At 64.6% G+C, this 22,994-nt stretch carries 17 protein-coding genes; 8 read left to right on the forward strand and 9 right to left on the reverse strand.

Features of this window, described 5'->3' with window-relative positions; all coding sequences use genetic code 11:
- The first annotated feature begins 68 nt into the window (after nt 1-68).
- The 8 genes from phaZ (at nt 69) to NXT3_RS00160 (ending at nt 8,245) form a co-directional block, all read left to right on the forward strand.
- Complete coding sequence (phaZ, locus tag NXT3_RS00125) at nt 69-1,343, forward strand: polyhydroxyalkanoate depolymerase (protein ID WP_097526005.1); 1,275 nt, start codon at nt 69-71, stop codon at nt 1,341-1,343.
- Nucleotides 1,344-1,524: 181 nt separating this feature from the next.
- Nucleotides 1,525-1,944, forward strand: a complete 420-nt coding sequence (locus NXT3_RS00130) for a DUF2852 domain-containing protein (RefSeq protein WP_037418497.1) — start codon at nt 1,525-1,527, stop codon at nt 1,942-1,944.
- 186 nt (nt 1,945-2,130) lie between these two features.
- A complete protein-coding gene (locus NXT3_RS00135; protein ID WP_097526004.1) occupies nt 2,131-2,886 on the forward strand; it encodes a M48 family metallopeptidase in 756 nt (251 codons plus the stop codon).
- 175 nt (nt 2,887-3,061) lie between these two features.
- Complete coding sequence (locus NXT3_RS00140; RefSeq protein ID WP_037418504.1) at nt 3,062-3,736, forward strand: phosphoribosylanthranilate isomerase; 675 nt, start codon at nt 3,062-3,064, stop codon at nt 3,734-3,736.
- Nucleotides 3,733-4,953 (forward strand): tryptophan synthase subunit beta, encoded by a 1,221-nt coding sequence (gene trpB, locus NXT3_RS00145; RefSeq protein WP_104838607.1) that lies wholly within the window; start codon nt 3,733-3,735, stop codon nt 4,951-4,953. Before NXT3_RS00140 ends, trpB begins: the two co-directional genes overlap by 4 nt.
- Nucleotides 4,954-4,958: 5 nt before the next feature.
- Nucleotides 4,959-5,798, forward strand: coding sequence for a tryptophan synthase subunit alpha (gene trpA / locus NXT3_RS00150; protein ID WP_097526002.1), 840 nt, complete (start codon nt 4,959-4,961; stop codon nt 5,796-5,798).
- A gap of 52 nt (nt 5,799-5,850) precedes the next feature.
- On the forward strand, nt 5,851-6,765 hold the full coding sequence (gene accD / locus NXT3_RS00155; RefSeq protein ID WP_037418511.1) for an acetyl-CoA carboxylase, carboxyltransferase subunit beta: 915 nt from the start codon (nt 5,851-5,853) through the stop codon (nt 6,763-6,765).
- Nucleotides 6,766-6,901: 136 nt separating this feature from the next.
- Nucleotides 6,902-8,245 carry a bifunctional folylpolyglutamate synthase/dihydrofolate synthase gene (locus NXT3_RS00160; protein WP_104838608.1) on the forward strand — a complete coding sequence of 448 codons (1,344 nt, stop codon included), beginning with the start codon at nt 6,902-6,904 and terminating at the stop codon, nt 8,243-8,245.
- Between the two features lie 219 nt (nt 8,246-8,464).
- Here the strand turns inward: NXT3_RS00160 and trxA are convergent, their stop codons facing one another.
- The 9 genes from trxA to NXT3_RS00205 form a co-directional block, all read right to left on the reverse strand.
- Complete coding sequence (gene trxA / locus NXT3_RS00165; protein WP_018236119.1) at nt 8,465-8,785, reverse strand: thioredoxin; 321 nt, start codon at nt 8,783-8,785, stop codon at nt 8,465-8,467.
- Between the two features lie 81 nt (nt 8,786-8,866).
- Nucleotides 8,867-12,436 carry a double-strand break repair helicase AddA gene (gene addA / locus NXT3_RS00170; protein ID WP_104839896.1) on the reverse strand — a complete coding sequence of 1,190 codons (3,570 nt, stop codon included), beginning with the start codon at nt 12,434-12,436 and terminating at the stop codon, nt 8,867-8,869.
- Nucleotides 12,426-15,599 (reverse strand): double-strand break repair protein AddB, encoded by a 3,174-nt coding sequence (gene addB / locus NXT3_RS00175; RefSeq protein ID WP_104838609.1) that lies wholly within the window; start codon nt 15,597-15,599, stop codon nt 12,426-12,428. Before addB ends, addA begins: the two co-directional genes overlap by 11 nt.
- Nucleotide 15,600: 1 nt before the next feature.
- Complete coding sequence (locus tag NXT3_RS00180; protein WP_037418517.1) at nt 15,601-16,332, reverse strand: nucleotidyltransferase family protein; 732 nt, start codon at nt 16,330-16,332, stop codon at nt 15,601-15,603.
- Between the two features lie 9 nt (nt 16,333-16,341).
- Complete coding sequence (gene tsaE / locus NXT3_RS00185; RefSeq protein ID WP_104838610.1) at nt 16,342-17,853, reverse strand: tRNA (adenosine(37)-N6)-threonylcarbamoyltransferase complex ATPase subunit type 1 TsaE; 1,512 nt, start codon at nt 17,851-17,853, stop codon at nt 16,342-16,344.
- Complete coding sequence (locus tag NXT3_RS00190) at nt 17,854-20,331, reverse strand: PAS domain-containing sensor histidine kinase (RefSeq protein WP_037418602.1); 2,478 nt, start codon at nt 20,329-20,331, stop codon at nt 17,854-17,856. It lies immediately after the preceding gene.
- Between the two features lie 293 nt (nt 20,332-20,624).
- Entirely contained in the window at nt 20,625-22,025 is a 1,401-nt protein-coding gene (gene ahcY, locus NXT3_RS00195; protein ID WP_037418523.1) for an adenosylhomocysteinase, read from the reverse strand.
- Nucleotides 22,026-22,223: 198 nt separating this feature from the next.
- Nucleotides 22,224-22,514, reverse strand: a complete 291-nt coding sequence (locus NXT3_RS00200) for an HPr family phosphocarrier protein (protein WP_037418526.1) — start codon at nt 22,512-22,514, stop codon at nt 22,224-22,226.
- Nucleotides 22,514-22,915, reverse strand: a complete 402-nt coding sequence (locus tag NXT3_RS00205; RefSeq protein ID WP_037418529.1) for a PTS sugar transporter subunit IIA — start codon at nt 22,913-22,915, stop codon at nt 22,514-22,516. The genes NXT3_RS00200 and NXT3_RS00205 overlap by 1 nt, the downstream gene beginning before the upstream one ends.
- Nucleotides 22,916-22,994 lie beyond the last annotated feature (79 nt).

Consider the following 22,994-nt stretch of genomic DNA (forward strand, 5'->3'; position numbering starts at 1 on the left):
ACACTCGCAAGGCTTGCGTCGGACCTGGGAGCGGCGCCGGATCGATTGAAACAAGGGGTACGCGTCCCATGTTCTACCAGCTCTACGAAATGAACCATGCCATGATGGCCCCATGGCGCACGGCGGCGGACGCCATGCGGCTGGCCTTCAAGAATCCGATGAACCCGGTCTCGCACACCTATTTCGGCCGCGCCGCGGCGGCAGGGCTGGAAGTCTTCGAACGCGCCACGCGGCGCTATGGTAAGCCGGAATTCGGCCTGCCCGAGACGGTCGTCGACGGCCAGCCTGTGCCGGTCCGCGAGAAGATCGTCTGGCGGGCGCCCTTCTGCAACCTCATCCATTTCGAACGGTCGCTGCCGAAGGGAAGGACGCCGGACCCGAAGGTGCTGCTCGTCGCACCCATGTCCGGCCACTACTCGACCTTGCTGCGCGGCACGGTCGAAGCGCTTCTGCCGCATTCGGACATCTACATCACGGACTGGCTGGATGCCCGCATGGTGCCGCTCAGCGAAGGCACTTTCGATCTCGACGATTACATCGACTACGTCATCCAGATCCTGCATCACCTCGGACCCGATACCCATGTGATCGGCGTCTGCCAGCCGGCCGTGCCGGTTCTCGCCGCGGTCGCTTTGATGGAGGCGGAGAACGACCCGCTCTCGCCCGCGTCGATGACGCTGATGGGTGGACCGATCGATACCCGCATCAACCCGACCGCCGTCAATCAGCTGGCCGAGCAGCGGCCGGTCGACTGGTTCCGCGACAATGTCATCATGCCGGTGCCATGGCCGCAACCGGGCTTCATGCGCATGGTCTATCCGGGCTTCCTTCAGCTTTCGGGCTTCATGTCGATGAATCTCGACCGCCATCTGGTCGCCCACAAGGAGTTCTTCGCCCATCTCGTCAAGAACGATGGCGATGCCGCCGACAAGCACCGCGACTTCTACGACGAATATCTCGCGGTCATGGATCTCACCGCGGAATTCTACCTGCAGACAGTGCAGGTGGTGTTCATGCAGCATGCCTTGCCGAAGGGAGAAATGATGCATCGCGGCAAGCGCGTCGATCCGACGGCGATCCGCAAGGTGGCGCTGCTGACGGTCGAGGGCGAGAACGACGACATTTCCGGCGTCGGCCAGACCCAGGCGGCGCAGACGATCTGCACCAACATTCCGGAGCACATGCGTCAGCACTACATGCAGCCGGACGTCGGGCACTACGGCGTCTTCAACGGCTCTCGCTTCCGCGGCGAGATCGCACCGCGCATCGTCGCCTTCCAGCGCGAGCATTCGCGCCACTCGAGGCCAGTGAAGCAGATCATCAAGGGAGGCAAATCGGCCTAGCTCCACCTGACGCGGGCTTTTCGACCGCGGCCTAAAGCATCCTGAGGCGGCGATTTGCTGCCGCAGGATCAAGGGTTTGTCCGATTCCCATCCGGCGCATCTTGCAGTCATCTCCTGCCTTTCCCACATCGTTTTCATCGGGCCGCAACGGGCGGTCCGCTGACTGCGAGGAATACTGACGATGAACCAATCTGCATTGATCCGTCCGGACTGGACGCCTGCGACCATTGCATTGATGGTGCTCGGTTTCGTGGTGTTCTGGCCGCTCGGCCTGGCGATGCTCGCTTACATCCTCTTCGGCGACAAGCTGAAGACCTTCAAGAAGGACGCCAACGACAGCGTGGACCGCATGTGCGCCGGCTTCCGCCGGAGCAATCGTGGCCATTGGGCCCACCATCGGACCGGCAATGTCGCCTTCGACGACTGGCGCGAGGCGGAACTTGCGCGTCTCGACGAGGAACGCCGCAAGCTGGACGAGATGCGCGAGGAATTCGACGCCTATGTCCGCGAGCTCCGGCGCGCCAAGGACCAGGAGGAATTCGACCGCTTCATGCGCGAGCGCAAGAACGGCCGCCCCGGCCCGGCACCAGAGACCGCCTGATTGACAGGAATGGCATCCCGGCGTTTCACATGAAACGCCGGGACTACAGCGCCGCGCGTCCTATCAGACGCCGCAAAGGTCGCTGTAGCACTTTGAATTGCTGCATGTATCCATAAATCGAGGTCGATCTAAGGACACATGCAGTAGGCAGCTGCCAGCGGACGGCGAATCGGCTAGAAAGGCCTCATGTTTCCCTCCTTCAAGCGCCGCCGCGGCAGTGAAACGCGCCCCGATATCACGCGTGACATCGAGGTGGCCGGCAAGCGTCTTCCCTTGACCATCCGCCAGAACGCACGCGCGACACGGATGACCTTGCGCATCGAGCCCGGCGGGCGCGCCCTGAAACTCACCGTTCCCGAAGGTCTGCCGGAGCGCGAGGTCAGCGCATTTCTCAGCCGCCATCAGGGCTGGCTGATGACCAAACTCGCGCGCTTCTCCGGCGAAAGCGAGCTCGAAGACGGCGGAACCATCTTCATCCGCGGCGTCGCCCATCGCATCGAGAGGACCGGCCGGATTCGCGGCCTTACAGAGCCCGTCATCGTCGACGATGAGGCGGTGTTGCGGGTCGGCGGCGCGGAGGAGCACCTGCGCCGGCGGATTGCCGACTACCTGAAGAAGGAGGCGCGCCTCGAATTGGAGCGCCTCGTCGCCGTCTATGCCGGCCGAATCGGCCGCCGCGTCCGGTCGTTGAGCCTCAAGGACACCCGCAGCCGCTGGGGCTCCTGCTCCGCCGAAGGTGACTTGAGCTTTTCCTGGCGCATTGCCATGGCGCCGCCGAAGGTGATCGCCTATCTCGCCGCCCACGAGGTCGCCCATCTTGAGGAGATGAACCACGGCCCCGATTTCTGGGCGCTGTGCGAAAGGCTCTGCGCGGATACCAACGAGGCCAGGCGCTGGCTGAAGCGCAACGGCACCATGCTGCACTCCATCGATTTCGGCTAAGTTCACGGTTGAGTTTGGCCGATGGTGACGAGAGACGGGGACTGGACGGTGCGGACAACCGCCGAAACTGAAGTAAGCCCGACTGAAAACGCCCGGCCAAAGTCTCTTAGGATGACGCGCTGCAGAGCAACGGTTTTGCTCGACTCGGACGGTATTTCGTGCAAGGTCGCTTGCCATGAAAACGGAAGTGAAAATATGTGGACTGAAGACCGCGGAGGCGGCGGAGCATGCCGTGGCGCTCGGGGCCACGCATATCGGCTTCATCTTCTTTCCCAAGAGTCCGCGCAACATCGAGCCTGACGACGCCGGCCGGGTGGCCGAACGTGTTCGCGGCCGCGCGAAGATCGTCGCCGTCACCGTGAATGCCGACAATGACGATCTCGACGAGATCGTGTCCGCGCTGAAGCCCGACATCCTGCAGCTTCACGGCTCCGAAGATCCGGACAGGGTTCTGACGATCAAGGCGATCTACGGCCTGCCGATCATGAAGGCGCTGTCGATCCGCGATGCCTCGGATCTCGAAAGGATCGATGCCTATGTCGGCATCGTCGATCGCTTCCTTCTCGATGCTAAGCCGCCGGCCGGGTCCGAACTACCCGGAGGCAATGGTGTCTCTTTCGACTGGAGGCTGCTCGACGCGCTTGACGGGAGCGTCGATTACATGCTTTCCGGTGGACTGAATGCGGAAAATATCGGCGAGGCTCTTGCGCTGACCGGCGCCAGCGCCGTCGATATATCCTCCGGGGTGGAGAGCGCCCCGGGTGTCAAGGATTTGAAGCTCATGGATGCATTTTTCGGCGGTGTCCGACGCGCCGAAGCCGTAGTGCCACGATCAGGGAGCAGGACGTGAATCAGCCGCTAAAACCGAACTCCTTCAGGGCTGGACCGGACGAGGACGGCCGGTTCGGTATTTTCGGCGGCCGTTTCGTCGCCGAGACTCTGATGCCGCTGATCCTCGACCTCCAGGACGAGTGGAACAAGGCCAAGAACGACGCGGCCTTCAAGGCCGAGCTCGATAGGCTCGGTGCTCACTATATCGGCCGGCCGAGCCCGCTCTATTTCGCCGAGCGCCTAACGGCTGAGCTCGGCGGCGCCAAGATCTATTTCAAGCGCGAGGAGCTGAACCACACCGGCTCGCACAAGATCAACAATTGCATAGGCCAGATCCTGCTCGCCAAGCGAATGGGCAAGACCCGCATCATCGCCGAGACCGGTGCCGGCCAGCACGGCGTCGCTTCGGCGACCGTCGCCGCCCGCTTCGGTCTTCCCTGCGTCGTCTACATGGGCGCCACCGACGTCGAGCGCCAGGCGCCGAACGTCTTTCGCATGAAGCTTCTCGGTGCCGAGGTGAAGCCCGTGACCGCCGGCAACGGCACGCTGAAGGACGCCATGAACGAGGCGCTGCGCGACTGGGTGACGAATGTCGACAGCACCTATTACCTGATCGGCACGGCCGCCGGCCCGCATCCCTATCCGGAGATGGTCCGCGACTTCCAGGCGGTCATCGGCCAGGAGGCGAAAGAGCAGATTCTTGCCGCCGAAGGCCGCTTGCCGGACCTCGTCATTGCGGCGGTCGGCGGCGGCTCGAACGCGATCGGCATCTTCCATCCCTTCCTCGATGACGAGGATGTTCGGATCGTCGGCGTCGAAGCGGGCGGCAAGGGACTTGATGGCGACGAGCACTGCGCCTCGATCACCGCCGGCTCGCCGGGCGTGCTGCACGGCAACCGCACCTATCTGCTGCAGGACGGCGACGGCCAGATCAAGGAAGGCCACTCCATCTCGGCGGGCCTCGATTATCCCGGCATCGGTCCGGAGCATGCCTGGCTCAACGATATCGGCCGGGTCGAATATGTGCCGATCATGGATCATGAAGCGCTCGAAGCCTTCCAGACGCTGACGCGGCTCGAAGGCATCATTCCGGCGCTCGAGCCATCGCATGCGCTGGCCGAGGTCATCAAGCGGGCGCCGACAATGGGCAAGGACGAGATCATCCTGATGAATCTCTCCGGTCGCGGCGACAAGGACATTTTCACCGTCGGCAAAATTCTGGGAATGGGGCAGTAACGAGTATGACCGCACGCATGGAGCAGAGGTTCGCCGACGTCGCGGCGGAAGGTCGCCCGGTCCTTGTCACCTATTTCATGGGCGGCGATCCCGATTTCGAAACGTCGCTGGCGATCATGCAGGCGCTGCCGAAGGCGGGCGCCGACGTGATCGAACTCGGCGTGCCCTTTTCCGATCCGATGGCCGACGGCCCGGCGATCCAGCTTGCTGGCCAGCGCGCGCTTAAAGCCGGGCAGACGCTTGCCAAGACGCTCGACCTCGCCCGCCGCTTCCGGACTGAGGATCAGCGCACCCCGATCGTGCTGATGGGCTATTACAATCCGATCTACATCTACGGCGTCGAGCGCTTCCTGGATGACGCCGTCGAGGCGGGTGTCGACGGGCTGATCGTCGTCGATCTGCCGCCGGAAATGGACGACGAGCTCTGCATCCCGGCGCTGAAGAAGGGCATCAGCTTCATCCGTCTGGCGACGCCAACGACCGACGACCGCCGTCTGCCCAAGGTTCTCGAAAACACCTCCGGTTTTGTCTATTACGTCTCGATGACCGGCATCACCGGTTCCTCTCTGCCGGATCCGTCGCTGATTGCCGGCGCGGTGGCGCGGATCAAGTCGCATACGAAGCTGCCCGTCTGCGTCGGCTTCGGCGTCAAGACCGCCGAGCATGCGCGGGTGATCGGCGCTTCCGCCGATGGTGTCGTGGTGGGGACGGCGATCGTCAACCAGATCGCCTCGAGCCTGACGGAAAGCGGTCAGGCTACCGACGCGACGGTGCCGGGTGTGGAAGCTTTGGTTCGAGGGCTTTCGGCCGGGGTGCGGGCGGCGCGCCTTGCGGCAGCCGAATAATCGCCCATATTGGCGCGCAGAAGCCGAAGGACATCTTCAGGAGTCTACTTAAGTGAACTGGATCACAAACTACGTTCGGCCGAAGATCAATTCGATGCTCGGCCGCAGGGAAGTTCCGGAGAACCTCTGGATCAAGTGCCCTGAAACCGGCGAGATGGTGTTCCATCGCGATCTCGAAGAGAACAAGTGGGTCATCCCGCAGTCTGGCCATCACATGAAGATGCCGGCAAAGGCCCGGCTGAAGGATCTCTTCGATGGCGGAATCTACGAAACCCTGCCGCAGCCGAAGGTGGCGCAGGATCCGCTGAAGTTCCGCGATTCGAAGAAATATCTCGACCGCCTGCGCGACAGCCGGGCCAAGACCGAGCTCGAGGACACGATCGTCGCCGGCCTCGGCCTCGTCCAGGGCGTCAAGCTGGTCGCCGTCGTCCATGAGTTCAACTTCATCGGCGGTTCGCTCGGCATGGCGGCCGGCGAGGCGATCATCAGGGCCTTCGAGAAGGCGATTGCCGAGAAGTGCCCGCTGGTGATGTTCCCGGCTTCCGGCGGCGCCCGCATGCAGGAAGGCATCCTGTCGCTGATGCAGCTTCCGCGCACCACGGTTGCGGTCAATCTGCTGAAGGAAGCGGGCCTACCCTATATCGTCGTGCTGACCAACCCCACCACCGGCGGTGTCACGGCATCCTATGCGATGCTGGGCGACATCCACCTGGCCGAACCGGGTGCGGAGATCGGCTTTGCCGGCAAGCGGGTGATCGAGCAGACGCTCCGCGAAAAGCTCCCGGATGGCTTCCAGACCTCGGAGTACCTCCTGGAGCACGGCATGGTCGATATGGTCGTCAAGCGCCACGACCTGCCGGCGACGCTTTCGCGCCTGCTGAAGATCCTGATGAAGAAGCCGGCGGAGGCCGCAAGGCGCGAGAGCGGCTCCCAGGTTTCGCCCTTGCCGCTCGCAGCCCGGGCCTAGGCCGCCGCACCAGCTCTGTTTGATTCTCTAGACTTGTGCGCCTTTCCGGGGCGCGCAAACGTTGCTGTAAATGTTTTGATTCGCTGCAATTCCGTTTAGGAATCATCTGGCAGCGTCAATTTTTTGAGGCAAGAACATGGCGGCGGCACAGGTCAGCGAGGCGGCGCAGGAGATTGAAAAACTTCTGGCTCTGCATCCCAAGGGATTCGACCTGTCGCTCGACAGAATCACGCGGCTGCTGGCCGCGCTTGGCAACCCGCAGGACCGCCTGCCGCCGATCATCCACGTCGCCGGCACCAACGGCAAAGGCTCCGTCACCGCGTTTTCGCGGGCGATCCTCGAGGCTGCAGGCCTCAGCGTCCATGTGCACACGTCGCCGCATCTGGTGAACTGGCACGAGAGATATCGGCTCGGCGTCAAGGGCGGCAAGGGTGCGCTCGTCAGCGACCCGGTGCTGGCCGATGCTGTCCGGCGCGTGGCGGAAGCCAATGCCGGCCAGAAGATCACCGTCTTCGAGATCCTGACGGCCGTCACCTTCTTGCTTTTCGCGGAGCATCCGGCCGATGTCGCGGTCATCGAGGTCGGCCTCGGCGGCCGCTTCGACGCGACGAATGTCATTGTCCGGCCGGCGGTCTCTGTCATCATGCCGATCTCGCTCGATCACCAGGCCTATCTCGGCGACCGGGTGGAACTGATCGCCGCCGAGAAGGCCGGAATCATGAAGCGCGGCTGCCCGGTGGTGATCGGCCATCAGGAAGAAGACGGCGTGCGCGAGGTGCTGGTCGAAACGGCCGAGCGGCTCGGCTGCCCGATGTCCGTCTACGGCCAGGATTTCATGGCGCATGAGGAATTCGGCAGGCTGATCTTTCAGGACGAGAACGGCCTTGCCGACCTGCCGCTGCCCCGCCTGCCGGGCCGGCATCAATATGCCAATGCGGCGGCGGCGATCCGCGCCGTCCGGGCGGCCGGTTTCGACGTGCCGGAGGCGGCGATCGAGAAGGGCCTGGCCGGGGTCGAATGGCCGGGCCGGCTGCAGCGTCTTGCCGGCGGCAAGCTCTCGCACTACGGGCCGCCGGCCGCCGAAATCTGGGTCGACGGCGGCCACAATCCCGGCGCCGGCCAGGTGATCGCCGAAGCCATGGCGACCTTCGAGGAGCGAGATCCGCGGCCGCTGTTCCTGATCATCGGCATGATCAACACCAAGGATCCCGTCGGCTACTTCAAGGCCTTCCTCGATCTCGCCGAACAGGTCTTCACCGTTCCGATCCACGGCTCGGATGCGGGGCTTGACCCGGTGGCGCTGGCCGCCGATGCGGCCTCAGCCGGTCTCGAGGTAAACGCCGCATCATCGGTCGCCGAAGCACTCGGGCTCATCGCCGAGCTCACCGAAGAGGACCCCGTGCCCCCGCGCATCCTGATCGGCGGTTCGCTCTACCTCGTCGGCGACGTGCTTTCGGAGAATGGCACGCCGCCGCGGTAATCGTCAGACTGCATTCGCCCCTCATCCCGCTGCCGCGACCTTCTCCCCGTTTTTGACGGGGAGAAGGGTTTTTGCCGCGCGCTCTCCGTCCCCTCGCCCCGCCTGCGGGGAGAGGGTTTGGGTGAGGGGCGATTGAAGGCGGTGCGTGTCGTCAGAAGGCAAGTAGAAAGCCCGGACATAGCCGGGCTTTTCATTATCAATCGTCAATCAATTCGCGGCTTAGACCGCGTTGGAAATCCACGAGCTGAGCGCGGTCTTCGGCGCGGCGCCGACCTTGATGTCGGCGACTTCGCCAGCCTTGAACATGGCGAGCGTCGGGATCGAGCGGACCCCGTATTGAGCGGCGAGTTCCGGGTTTTCATCGATATTGAGCTTGGCGACCTTGACCTTGCCGGCGAGCTCGGTGGCGATCTCTTCGAGGCTGGGGGCAATCATTTTGCACGGACCGCACCATTCGGCCCAGAAGTCGACGACGACCGGCTCGGCGGAATTCAGCACTTCTTTTTGAAAATTGGACGCATCGACTTTCACAGTTGCCATCGGCTGCTCCTTCGGAATGGCATTGTCCAGATATTGTGCCTCATGTGAGGCCTCGCCGCTGGATTTTCAATATCGTGTATCTCACTTTGTCGCGAGCTCTTCAAGGCTCCCGTCCAGCATTGGGTCGGGAAGCACCCACACGGCCGGGCCTTCGGTGAAGATCAGCACGCAACGGAATTGCTTGCCGGGATAGAGCGGCCTCAAGAGTTCGCGGTAGATTGCGAGCTGCCGCCGGTAGACGGTCGGAATTTCGGCGACCGAGGCCGGCACTTGGCGATTGGTCTTGTAATCGGCGATCGTCACGGTGTCGCCGGCAACCGCCAGGCGGTCGAGCCGGCCGGATACGGCGAATTCCTGACTGCCGAGCTTGAGCGTTCCCATGACGGAGACTTCTGCACGGCTCTGTTCGCCGAAGAGCGGCTGCAAATCCGGATGCTCGAGCACCTCGATCACGGCACGGCTAAGTGCCTGCCGCTCCGTATCCGGCCAGCGTGGCACGGCCCGGCTGAGGTAACGCTCCGCCGCGTCCCGGCGCTCGGCGCCGTCGATCGTCGGCAGCACCTGCAGCAGCCGATGCAGGATCGCACCGCGCAGCATTGAGAACTTCGGCGCTGTCTGTGCCGCAAAGAGAGCCGAGCCGACGATCGTCTCTTGCTCCGGATCGTCGATCGCCACGCTCGTTCCCGAAGGGGCGAGCGGTCGCGGCAGCCGGCGCTGCGGCGGCAAGGGGGTGAAGAGTGCCCGCGGCAGGCTGGATGCCGTCGCCGGAGGCTTGCTCTCCGAGTCCTCGCGTACCGGGACGGCGACCGGCACACGCGCTTCGCGCCAGGCATGGCCCGTCCATTCCTCGCCGCCGGCTGAAAAGACCATCGGCGTCGCCCGGCCCTTCGGATCATGCGCTAATGTGCCTTGAACCATCGCATGCCAGGTATCGAGGTTCTGCCGCTGGCCGCGATAGCCGCAGACGATCAGCCGGTCCGCCGCGCGCGTCATGCCGACATAGAGGAGGCGGCGATATTCTTCCTCGGCCAGGCGCTTCAGCCGCTCGTTGTCGGCGGCGATCAGCGAATTCGACGCCGAGCCGGGAGCGCGCCAGACGGGCACCCCGAGCATCGAGCCGTCCGCCTGGGGCTTCTCCAGGAAGCGGAGGTCCGAGACCTGCTGACGGACGAATGCTTCGCCGCCGCCGTCGACCAGAAAGACGACCGGTGCCTCGAGGCCCTTGGCGGCGTGCACGGTCATGACGCGAACCTCGTCGCGTTCCTTGTCCTGCTCGCGCTTGACCGTCGGCGCCTCGATCTCGAGCGTCGAGACGAAGGCCTGCAGGCCGGGCAGCCCGCTCCGCTCATGGTCGAGCGCAAAGGTCAGGAATTCGTCGAGGATATCGCTTACCTCGCTGCCAAGCCGCGCCAGGAAGGCGCGCCGGCCGCCATTGGCGCCGAGCACGCGGGCATAGAAGTCGTGCGGCAGCAGGTTGCGGGCAAGCTCGCCATAGCCGGCGAGCATCCGCACGACCCGATGATATCGGCTTGATTCCTCGGCGCCGAGCTGTTGCAGCCGTCGCCAGAGACTTTCGCCCTCGGCCCGGCGTGCCGCCAGTTCGAAGACATCGTCCTCGCCGAGATCGACGAGCGGGCTCTTCAGCAGCGCCGCGAGCGACAAATCGTCCTCGGGCAGCAGCACGAAACGGCCGAGCGCCAGGAGATCCTGGATGGCGATATGGTTGGTGAGCACGAGCCGGTCGGCGCCTGCGACCGGAATATTGCCGCGGCGCTTGAGTGCACGCGTCAGGGCATTGACGAAGGCGTCGCGCTTGCGCACCAGCACGATGACGTCGCCGGGTCGCATCGGGCGTCGGGCGCCCTTTTCGATCACCGTCTCCTTGCCGATCCAGTCCTCGAGCACGGCCGCGATGCGCCGGGCAAGAATGTTCACCGGAGCCCGCTCCGGCGTCGCATCGAAGGGCGCCGTCCAATCCTCTTCGGAGCTCACCGGCTCGGGCGCGATGATGTCCCAGATGTCGACGGCGCCGGGGTGTCCGATCCGGTTCGAGGCGTGCACGATCGCCTCGCTGCGGGCGCTCAAGCCCTTCGCATTGCCCGGATTGGCAAAGACCGTGTCGACGGCGGAAAGCACGTCGACCGTCGAACGGAAGGAGAGCTGCAGCCGGATGGGGCTGAAATACTTGCTTCCGGCGCGCACCCGCCGTTCGGTCTGGATGCTTTCGCGCGAGAATCGCTCGGGACGCGCGCCCTGGAAGGAGTAGATCGACTGCTTTTCGTCCCCGACCGCAAAGATCGTCCGCTCGTTGGCGCGCGCTGTTTCGCCGGCGAAGAAATCGGCGGCGAGCGCCTGGATGATTGTCCATTGGGCGGGGCTCGTGTCCTGGGCCTCGTCGATGAGAATGTGGTCGATGCCCTGGTCGAGCTTGTAATGGACCCAGGCGCCGACATCGCTGCGAGAAAGCAGCGCAGCCGTGCGGTTGATCAGGTCCTCGAAATCGAGTTGGCTGCGCCGCTTCTTGAGGTCTTCGTAGTCCCTGTTGAGCCGTTCGGCGAGGATCAGCGCCGCGCGCGTCGCCTCGTACATCCGGACGATGCTGAGCCGGTCGGCGCAGGTTGTGATGTGCTTGCGCGCCTCTTCGATGAGCGGCGCCAGTTCAGGCGCCTGCGCCAGCATTGCCTTGTTGAAGAAGGCCGAATCCGCCTTCGGCTTGCCGCCGCCGTTGAAAAACACGCCGAGAAGCCCGGCAAAGCGCTCCTCCGCATCGGCGGCCTCGCGGGCCGCCTTCAAGCCCTCTGCGATCTCCCCGGGTTTCACTCCGCCAAGGCTCAGCGCGAGCTCGATATAGCGCTGAAGCGCCGCGCCGTTGAGGCCGGCAAGCGGCCAGGCTCCGGCCATCACGCTCGCGGCCGTCTCCCCCGACGCAAGACCGAGCGCGGCTCGCAGGTGCTTCTCCCGCCCGCCTTTTACGGCGGCGTTATCGAGAAAGGCCTGGATCGCCGCGCGGTTCGCCACGATCGCCTCCAGCAGCTTTTCAAGGCCGGTATCGTCGGCGAGGTCGAGGACGGTGGCGAAGGCATCCGCAAGCTCGCCCTCGTCCTCGGCGGCGGTGGCCGTCAGCAGGGCGCGGCGCGCATCGGAAAGCAGCACCGCCGCGGCCCGATCGTCGAGGACGGAAAAGTGTCCCGCCACGTTCGCCTCGAGTGGAAACTGATGGAGCAGCGCTTCCGAGAAGGCGTGAATCGTCTGGATCTTCAACCCGCCCGGCGTTTCGAGCGCCTTGGCAAAGAGCCGCCGCGCCTCCTCAATCTTGGCGAGGGAGGGTCGCGTGCCCTCGATCGTCTCTATGCGCTTTTCCAGAGCGGCATCATCGAGCGTCGCCCATTCGGCGAGGCGCTCGAAGATGCGGTTCGACATCTCCGAGGCGGCTGCCTTCGTATAGGTCAGGCAGAGAATGGCGGAAGGGCGGCAGCCGGAAAGCAGCAGCCGAATGACGCGCTGCGTCAGCACATGCGTCTTGCCCGAGCCGGCATTGGCCGAAACCCAGGCCGAGCGCGCCGGATCCGAGGCAAGCGATTGCCGCTCGGTGGTCCAGTCGAGCCACGCCTTGGGCGTCCTCTCCTCCGGGCCGAAAGCCTCATTCCTCATCGTCGTCCTCGCCGTCAGCGGTCGCCCATTCGGCGACGCGCGCCAGGTGATCGTATTCGCCGCCATAGTCCCGTTCCTTCTGGACGATCAGGCGGGAGGCGAAACCGTAGCGGCCGCTGGTCAGCGCCGCGAGCAGCTTCCTGAGTTCGGAAAGCGATTCTTCCGCCAGCTGTTCGGCGGTCTTGGTCTCCCTCGACTTGCTGTTCTCGTTGTTGACCGTATCGACGGCAAAGCGGCTGCCAGGCTTCAGGCGGACATAGCGCAGCGAATCCGGCCGCGCCGGTCCGATGGTCGCAAAAGCACCCGCCTTGAGGGCGGCCGCTTCGAGGGAGAGCTGCGGGTCGAGCAGGGCCCGTGCCTCCTTCGCTGAAGGGCTGGAGCCGGTCTTGTAGTCGATGATGTCGACGGTGCCGTTGGCCAGCCGGTCGAGGCGGTCGGCTATGCCGGTCAGCCTGATATCCGAGATGCCGATCTCCATGGCTGCGGGGACTTCCGTGAAAGACCTGACGATGCCGGTCCGGCGCTCCCGCTCCCAGGAAAGAAACGCCCTTGCGACCGCTTCGAAGCGCGGTCGCCAGATCGTGTCGATGTGCGTCGGCAGGTTCTCCTCGTCGAAGGCCTCGCGGATCAGCCGCGCCATCGCCGCCTGCCCCTCGCTGGAGGCGGGATCGAAGCCACCTTTGACGAAGCGGTCGACGATGCGGTGGTAAAGCAGGCCGCGTTCGACAGCACTCGGATCGCGATTGAAGGGGTCGATCGGCTCCAGCCGCAAGATGCGGCGCGCATAGATGGAATAGGGGTCGCGGCGAAGCTTGGTCACTTCGCTGAAGGAATATTTGCGCGGCTGCATGTCGGCCGGCGGCTTCGGCTGCGGCCGCTCGCTGAGTGGTTGGCGCTCGCCGTCGTCGAGCATGCGCATCCAGTGAAGATAGCTCGCGCCATTCGCCTTGAGCTGCTCGGTGAACGTTTTGCCGCCGAGCGCCTGCAGCCGCTGCAGCCAGCGCGAGGCGACCGTCGGCGCCGAGCCCTGGCGCATGGAGCGGGAAAGGATGAGGCGGCGCGTTCCGCAGGCCATCTGGAAGTCATGGGCGAGCTGGCCGATGCGCCGCTCTGGCGGTTCGAGGCCGATACCCGATTTCATTGTCCGAGACAGGAAAGGGTCGTTCGAGGTCTGCGCCGGCCAGGTGCCTTCGTTCATCCCGCCGAGCACCACGAGATCGACGCTCTGCAGACGCGATTCAAGAGCGCCGAAGATGAAGACGCGCGGGTGCCGCATGGATCGAGGTTTCACCGCTTCGCTGGCGGCAAGCGCCTCGACGATGTCGCACCATTGCCGCCCGTCGGCCTCCATCTGCCCGTCGGTCTCGATGATGCCGCGCAGAAGCGTCGCCAATGCTTCGCCGGCTTCCGAACCCCAGAGCCCGCCGAGGCTGCCGCGTTCGTCGATGGCGACGGCTTCCAGCGCGCGGCCCGTGCGCTCCGCCCAATCGGCGAGCGTCAGGGCTGTCGTGTGCTGGCGACCGCTTTCCGGGCCGCCGGAAATGGTACTCGTCAACGGCCCGACGGCCGCGGAAAGTCGTCGGGCGAGTGCCCGCGCGAGATCGACATCCTTCGGGTCGATGCCGCCGCGCCACGGCCTCGGGTGCCGCTCGGTGCGCTGCCGGGCGAGCGCCCTATCGATCCCGAGTTCGAGAGCGGAAATGTCGGATATGTCGGTGCCGCCGCGAAGCGCCACGAGCTCCAGCACGTCGGCGGTACGGCGTGCGACTTCCGCCGTCTGGCCGAGCCGGGCGAGCGGATGCTTGAGCAGCGCGACCAAAGCCACCGGATCGTCGGGCCTGAGGGTCGCCTCCAGCAGCAGCCGGGTAAGCCCACCCGCCGCCGTTGCCGAGAGCGGAACGCCGGCGGAATCATCGGCTTCGATGCCGAAGCGGGCGAGCTCGGCGCCCACCCGCCGCGCAAGGCCGCGATCGGGCGTGATCAGCGCTGCCTGGCTCTCCTCGTCGCCTTCGAGTGCCAGCCTCAGCGCAATGGCAATCGCGGTCGCCTCCTCGCGCTCGTTCGCCGCTTCGATCAGCGCCACGTCCGCGAAGGCCGCGGAGAGCGTCTCCGGCTCGAAGGTCTCGCGGGCCTCAGTCCAGCCGTCGGTGGCCTCGGCCGGCAGCAGCGCCCGCGACACGACCAGGGCGCGATCGCCGAGATCGTCGTCGAGCGATCCCAGCACCGGCACGTCGCGACGATCGATACGCACGCGTTTCAACAGGCGGTGCAACCCGTATTGCGGATGCGTGCGGCTTGCCGGACCCCTTGGGCCACGTTCGGCTTCCTTGCCAATCAACTCCCATTCCGTGTCGCTCATCATGAGGTCCAGGCCGGGGAGCACGATCGTGCCGTTCGGCAGCGCCTTCACTGCGGCGATCAGCGCTGCCGTCGCCGGAATCGAGCCCGTCGAGCCGGCGATGATGATCGGTCCGCTTGCCTTGCCGGCGGCGATCCGCTGCGTTTCGGCCCTGAGCATAGCGTTGCGATGGCGCGCCGGCGAAGAGTGCTTGAGCTCGTTGAGCCGTTCCGGCCAATAGGTCCGGGCGATCTTCAGGAAGGCAAGCGTCAATTGCCACCAGAGCGCATGTTCGCCAGCATCGAGCCCGTCGAGCGCCTCCCAGTCGAGCTCCTCCGTCTCGATCGCATCGATGAGTTCGGCGAGATTGCGCGCCAGCCAGATGGCGTCGGCCGGGCTTGCCGGTGCGATCAGCGGACTTTCGGCATGGATGTCGAGGACCACCTGCGGTAGGCGGTTGCGCCAGGCGAGAATGAGGCGGCCGAGCTCGATCAGCCGCGCCGTGCCGGAAAGCGGCGGCGCAAGATCGAGGATCGCCGGCATCTCGGCGTCGAAGAAGCCGCTGTCGTCGTCCGTCTCGCCGAGGGGCCGGATCACCGGCAGGATCGCCGAGCGGCCGCCGAGCAGATCGACGAATTCCGAGCGCAGGACACGGGCCGCACGCCGCGTCGGCACGAAGATCGTCACGCCGGCGAGCGCCAGCGGATCGGCCGGTTCGTATCGGAAGTCCGGCGTCAGCACCCCGTCCAGGAGTTTTTCCGCCAGCGTCTTCAGGAAAGGCAGGCCGGCAGGAATCGTGAAGACGTTCGTGGTGGCGCCGGGCACCTTATCCTCCCGGTTCGAAGCGCCGGACCAACGCCTCCGCCTCGCCGATCGCCTCAGGCGTGCCGACGGTCAGCCACTGGCCATCGAGCATCAGGCCGAACAGCCGTTCCCTGGCGATCGCTCGGTCGAAATAGATGTTGAGATTGAATGCGTCGCTGGGCGCATCGGCGAAAAGCCGCGAGTCCATGGCGATCGCGCCGGCATATACGACCGGATTTTCCATGCCTTCTTCGTAGCGCTGCAGCCGCCCATCCTTCGAGAGCGAAAAATCCTTCTTGCCGTTGTGCCCGGTCGTGTCCTCGAGCCGCACGCAGAGCAGCGCCATGTCCATGCGCCCGGCGTCGAAGAACGTGGCGAGCCGCTGCAGGTTGCAGGGTTGCCCGGCCTTCTCGCCGACCCAGAAGAGATCGGCATTCATTACCAGTACGGGCCCGTCGTCGAGCAGCTTCAGACCCTTGGCAAGGCCGCCGCCGGAATTCATCAGCGCATCGCGCTCGTCGGAAATCAGGATGCGCGGTGTCTCGCGCCGGCTGAGATGGTCTTCCATCTTGTCGGCGAAGTGGTGGACGTTCACCGCCGCCCTGGTCACGCCGGCGACCGCGAGCAGGTCCAGAACATAGTCGATCATCGGCTTGCCGGCGATCCGGACGAGCGGCTTTGGCAGTGTGTCGGTGATTGGCCGCAGGCGGGTGCCCAGTCCGGCCGCAAGCACCATGGCATTGGTGATGGGCATGATTTCCTGTCAGTTGGCTGATTCGCTAGGCAGGATTCCAGCCTTAATGCACCAATCGCGCAAGGGTGTCAGCACTTCATGTGTCAGTGCATGCTGCAGATAGGTCAAGGTGCGCGGCATGTGCTTCAGATAGCCGGGCTTGCCGTCGCGCTCTTTCAGCCGCACCCAGATGCCGGCGAGCTTGCAATTGCGTTGCGCCGCCATGATGTGCCAGTCGCGCAGGAAGGAATCCTCGTCGAAGGCGCCGTGCAGCTTGCGTTCGGCCCTGTAGGCGCTAAGCAGCCGGTCGGCGAGTTCGGGACCGATCGTGACGCGCGCGTCCTGCACCAGCGAAGCGACGTCGTAGGACGTCGGCCCGATCATCGCATCCTGGAAATCGATAATGCCGATGCGATCGAGACCTTCGCGTTCCGGCCGCCACAGGATGTTGGGCGAATGGAAATCGCGCAGCAGCAGGTTTTTTTCGGCCGAGCCGAGACTGTCGATCAGCCGGTCCCAGATGGCGAAGTAGTCGTTCCGCTCGGCCTCGGAGGCAGGTAGTCCGCGTTTCCACGGCAGGTACCAGTCGATCAGGAGGCTCGTTTCGATCTTCATCGCCGTGCGATCGAAGTCCGGAACGTGGTGGACGATGCCGTTGGCGACCGCGATGTCGCGCTCGGTCGGGGCGACATGAAGGCGGGCAAGCAGCCGCGCGCCCTCCATGTACCGCTCTGCAACGGGCCGGCCTGCGGCGTCGAGAATCCCCTCCGAGCCCAGATCCTCTATAAGCAGCAAGCCCTGCGCGAGATCGCGCGCGTAGATTGCCGGTGCCGCAAAGCCACGCTTGCGCAACAGCGTCGATATGGCGACGAAGGGAACGACGTCCTCGGCGATATGAGCGAGCTGCTGATAGTATTTGCCATCCTGGAGGATCGGGCCGGGCTTGTGCTTCGCCGCGTCCATCAGGATTTTCGCCGGCTCACCATCGGCCGTATGGATCCGCTCATAGGCCCGCGCCGAGGCGTCGCCGCTCAGGTGCCGGCGCCTCGCGCCGGGATGGCCGACCTCTTTGAGAAAAGCCCGGATCGCGAGGGAGCGGGCAATCCGCTCGACGGCCGCCTCCGGCCCGGTGATGCGGACGCGACGCCCATCACCTTCATGCGTCAAGGCGAGCGTGATCCGGTTCGCCGGCAGCGCCTCCTCGGCCTTCTCCGGCCATTCGACCAGGCAGATGCCCTCTGAGAGCGCCTCGTCGAAGCCGAGCTCGTCGAGCTCGGAAGCGTCGGCGAGGCGATAGAGATCGAAATGGGCGACGGGAATACGCAGCTCATAGCTCTGAACGAGCGTGAAGGTCGGGCTCGGCACCTCGAGCGAAGCGTCGTCGGCCATTGCCCGGAGGAAGGCGCGTGCGAAGGTCGACTTCCCCGCGCCGAGATCGCCCGAAAGCCCGACGCAGTCGCCGGCCTTCAAGGCAAGTGCGAGGTCCTCGCCGAGCTCGATCGTCGTGGCCTCGTCCTGCAGCAGGCGTTCGAGTGACTTCATCTATTCCGCCGCGATGATCTTCGGCATGTCGGCGGAAGGAATGCGGCAGGTGACTTCCGTCCCCTCGCGTTCCTTGCTGCGGATCGAAACGGTGCCGTGATGCAGGCTGACGAAGCTTTCGACGATGGACAGGCCCAGTCCGGCGCCGCCGCGCTGGCCGTAGCTCTCGAAGCGGTTGAACACGGTGTTGAGCACGTCCTGCGGAATGCCCGGTCCGGTATCGGTGACGGAAAAGACGAAGTCGTTACCTTCGCGCCGGCATTGGAGGTCGATGGTGCTGCCTTCGGGCGCGAAATTGGCGGCGTTGGTCAGGAGCTTGATGAAGACCTGCTTCAGGCGTTGCTGGTCGGCCGTGATGCGGCCGAGATTGTCGGGGGCGTCGATCCTCAGCGACGCGCCGCTCTCGACGAGCCGTTCGGCCATCTGCTGTGCAACATCGTCGAGCAGGTCGATAAGGTTCACCTCGGACATGTCGAGCTCGACGATGCCGGCATCCACCGTCGCGAGGTCGAGGATGTCGTTGACGATCGTCAGCAACAGCGAGGAGGAGGTGGCGATATGGTCGACATATTCCGCTTGGCGCTCGTTGAGCTCGCCGAACGCCGGCGTCTTCAACAGATCGGCAAAGCCGATGATGTTGGTCAGCGGCGAGCGCAGCTCGTAGGAGACGTGGTGGACGAAATCGTTCTTCAGCGCATCGGCCTTGCGCAGCGCCTCGTTCTTTTCCGTCAGCGCCCGCTCGACCCTGACGCTGTCGGTAATGTTGACGAAGGTCAGCATCGTCTGGGCATTGGGCAGCGGAATGACGGCATAGTCGAGGATCAGCCCGGTGCGCAGCTCGAGGACGCCGCGACTCGACGGCCGCTCGTCGTCGAAGCTGGTGATGATATGGGCGAAGCGCTTCCAGCCGTCCGGCTGCTCGTAGGAGGGAAGGCATGCCTGCTCGACGGCACGGATGTGGGTCCCGGGCTTGGCCTCCGCCTCGCTGATGCCCCAGATCGCTCGGAAGGCCGGGTTCGATAGCCGGATGCGCCCGTCGGGCCCGAACACGGCGACGCCTTCAGCAAGATGATCGATCGTTTCGCCCTGGACCTGGACCAGCGTGTTGTAGCGGGTTTCGAGATCGACCTTTTCCGTCAGGTTCTCGAAGACCCAGGTGGCGCCGCCCTGCGGCCGCGCAGTCGCGAAGACGCGGAGCGTCTGCCCGTTCGGCAGGTGCCAGAGGTCGGACTGCGTGTCGAGCGCCTGATAGACCGAAAGTGCGTTCGCCTTCCACTGTTTCCAGTTCAGCGGCTCCGGCAGCTTGCCGCCGGCCCTCAGCCGGTCGAGCACTTCGCCATTGTCAGGCTTTCGTTCCAGGAAGCCCATGTCCAGCTCCCAGAGACGCTGGAAGGCCTGGTTGTAGAATTGCAGGCGCTGATTGCCGTCGAAGATCGCCACCGGCGTCGCCAGATGGTCGAGCGTTTCGGCGTGGCTCTTGAGCGTCCGCGCCAGTTCCTCGCGCACCGCCTCGATGCCGGAAACGTCGACGGCGATGCCCGCCGACCCGGCCGGGGTGCGGGCGTCGACCACATCGAAGAAGGTCCGGTTGCCCTTGACGACGGTCGAGACCTTGTCACGATACGGGGTTTCGAAGGTCGAGACGGCGCGGATCTTTTCGCGCGCCGCCGTTGCGAGCAATTCACGCGCCTCGGCCGTCGCCGCCGCCGGGCTGCGCGCGTCGACCGCCTCGGCATAGGCCTCGTTGACCCATTCGAGCTTGCCGTCGGCGCCGCGCTGCCAGACCGGCAGGTCGATCGCATCGAGAAGCGTGCGGAATGTCGAGAGCGAGGCATGCAGCTGGTCGCGCTCGAGCTTCAGTTCGGCGAGCTCGGCCCTCAGATTGTTGAGCGCGACGAAGCGCACGAAGGCCCGTCCGCCGGAAACGCGGCCCTGTGCCTCCAGCACCTCGTTGCGCTGCGTCTCCAGCACCAGGTCGAAGCTTTGCGCCTGGGCACGCAAGGCTTCGATCGCCTTTTCCAGCTGGCCTGCCGACTGCGGCTTGATCCAGCGCCCGAAGGCGAGAAAATCGCGGTCGTCCTGCGGCGCGCCGGTCTCGAGCGGAAGCTGTCCGAGGAATTCCGGCCGCTCCGCCAGCCCGTCCCAGACGACGATTCGCCGGTTCTTGTCGGCAATGAGCGCCTGGAAGCGTGAAATCCGCTGGTTAGCGTCCGAAAGATCGGCGCGCAGGGCACGGTTCTCCGCTTCGATATTGCCGCGCTGGCGGATGAGCCAGATCGCAGAGAGCATCGCCGCGGAGATCACGCCGATCAGGACGGAGAAGGTCACCACTTCGGAGGTGCCGAAAATCGATCTGGCAACCGGAGCGGAAGCCTGGGCGGCCGCATCGGTCGCCGCGAGAAGCGTCGTGCCGGCGAGCAGCCGCCGAACCAGTGCGGAAGCCCTGCCGCCGAAAAATCTGGATTGTTCCGTCTTCATGGCGCCGACCCCGTTGATCCGCAAGGTGCCGCCGACCTTGCGTCGCCATGCCCGAAACCCTCGAAGAGGGTTTGCGTCCGTTCCGATTGCATCCCCGGTCTGTCTCCGTCTGTTTGCCGCTGTCCGACAAGACATCCCCGCCCGCAACGCCGTCAGCCCCTCCAGCGTCACGAATCAATGAGTTAAACAATACTTCTTTGAAGATTCGCCGGAAAGTGCAGCGCCCAAAAAAGCGGCCGCGATCTCTTGTCAAGATCGCGGCCACAAGATGTTGTGGATTGCCCGGGTAAGGATTAGTACCGGTAGTGTTCGGCCTTGAACGGGCCCTGCGGCTTCACGCCGATATAGTCGGCCTGCTCTTCCGAAAGCTCCGTCAGCCTTGCGCCGAGCTTGGCGAGATGCAGGCGCGCGACCTTCTCGTCGAGCTGCTTCGGCAGGATATAGACCTCGTTCTTGTAGTTGCCGCCCTTGGTGAAGAGCTCGATCTGCGCCAGCACCTGGTTGGAGAAGGAGGCCGACATCACGAAGGACGGATGGCCGGTGGCATTGCCGAGGTTCAGGAGGCGGCCTTCCGAAAGCAGGATCAGCCGGTTGCCCTTCGGGAACTCGATCAGGTCGACCTGCGGCTTGACGTTCGTCCACTTGAGGTTCCTGAGGGCGGAAACCTGGATCTCGTTGTCGAAGTGGCCGATATTGCCGACGATCGCCATGTCCTTCATCTCGCGCATATGCTCGATGCGGATGACGTCCTTGTTTCCGGTGGTGGTGATGAAGATGTCGGCGGTCGAGACGACGTCCTCGAGCTGCACCACTTCATAGCCGTCCATGGCGGCCTGCAATGCGCAGATCGGGTCGATTTCGGTGACCTTGACGCGGGCGCCGGCGCCCTGCAGCGAGGCGGCCGAGCCCTTGCCGACGTCGCCATAGCCGCACACCACGGCGACCTTGCCGGCCATCATCACGTCGGTGCCGCGGCGGATGCCGTCGACGAGCGATTCCTTGCAGCCGTATTTGTTGTCGAACTTCGACTTGGTGACGCTGTCGTTGACGTTGATCGCCGGGAAGGGCAGCAGGCCCTTGGCCTGGAGCTGGTAGAGGCGGTTGACACCGGTGGTCGTCTCTTCCGTCACGCCCTTGATGGCGTCGCGTTGCTTGGTGAACCAGCCCGGCGAGCCGGCAAGCCGCTTCTTGATCTGGGCGAAAAGGATTTCCTCCTCTTCCGAACCGGGGTTCGAAAGCACGTTCTCGCCGGCTTCGGCACGGGCGCCGAGCAGGATGTACATGGTGGCGTCGCCGCCATCGTCGAGGATCATGTTGGAGAAGCCGCCATCGGCCCACTGGAAGATCTTGTCCGTATAGGCCCAATATTCCTCGAGTGTCTCGCCCTTGACGGCAAAGACCGGAACGCCGCTTGCGGCGATCGCCGCTGCCGCGTGGTCCTGCGTCGAGAAGATGTTGCAGGAGGCCCAGCGGACTTCCGCGCCAAGCGCAACCAGTGTCTCGATCAGCACGGCCGTCTGGATTGTCATGTGCAGCGAGCCGGTGATGCGCGCGCCCTTCAGCGGCTTCGATGCGCCGAACTCCTCGCGGCAGGCCATCAGGCCCGGCATTTCCGTTTCGGCGATGTCAATTTCCTTGCGGCCGAAGCCGGCAAGCCCGATGTCGGCGACAATATAGTCCTGAGTGGCGGTCATGGAGTTCTCCAGGCTGGATCTCTTGGGCCGCGTCGGTCCCCACGGAGTCCGGCGGCAGACGATGCCTCCCTTGCACGCAATGCATCGGGAGAGTGCGCCCGGTCTATCAGGAATCGCCGGATAGGGCAACCGCCATATAAAGAGGTCTTTATATCTTTATATAATCGGGTAGGTGCGTGTCCGCGCCGCGGCAGCGGCTCACATTTCCTCGCCGAACTTGTCGCGCACCAGCGCGTCGAGGGCGTTGAGCGCCTCCTCGGCTTGGTTGCCGCTTGCGGTGACGAAGACCGTGCATCCGGTGCTGGCGGCCAGCATCATCAGCCCCATGATCGAAGTTCCGCCGACGGTCATGCCGTCCTTCGAGACCGTGATCTCGGCGTCGTAAGCCTCGACCGTCTGCACGAATTTCGCCGAGGCCCGTGCATGCAGGCCGCGCTTGTTGACGATCAGCAGTTCGCGCGTCAGCGCCGTTTCGGAGAGGTGGTCCATTATTTTCCGCTCAGGACCCGGCTGGCGACGTTGATGTATTTGCGGCCCGCCTCGGACGCCTCGACGAGGGCCTTGTCCATGTCGCTTTCGCCGCGGACGCCCGCGAGCTTGATCAGCATCGGCAGGTTGACGCCGGCGATCACTTCGACGATGCCGCTGCGCATCACGGAAATGGCGAGATTGGAGGGCGTGCCGCCGAACATGTCGGTCAGGATGATGACGCCGTTGCCTTCGTCGGCACTTTCGACGGCGTCGAGGATATCCTGACGCCGCTGGTCCATGTCGTCCTCGGGGCCGATGCACACCGTCTCGATAGCTCTTTGCGGACCGACGACATGCTCCAAAGCAAGCCGAAACTCATCCGCCAGCTTGCCATGAGTGACAAGCACAAGTCCGATCATGGGTATCTTTGCTCCAACTGCAGTGCAACTCGTCGATGGTCAGATATCGCAATGCAGCAATTTCGTCCACCTGTTGGGG

It is taken from the genome of Sinorhizobium fredii (assembly GCF_002944405.1).
In the GTDB taxonomy this organism is placed as follows: Bacteria; Pseudomonadota; Alphaproteobacteria; order Rhizobiales; family Rhizobiaceae; genus Sinorhizobium; species Sinorhizobium fredii_C.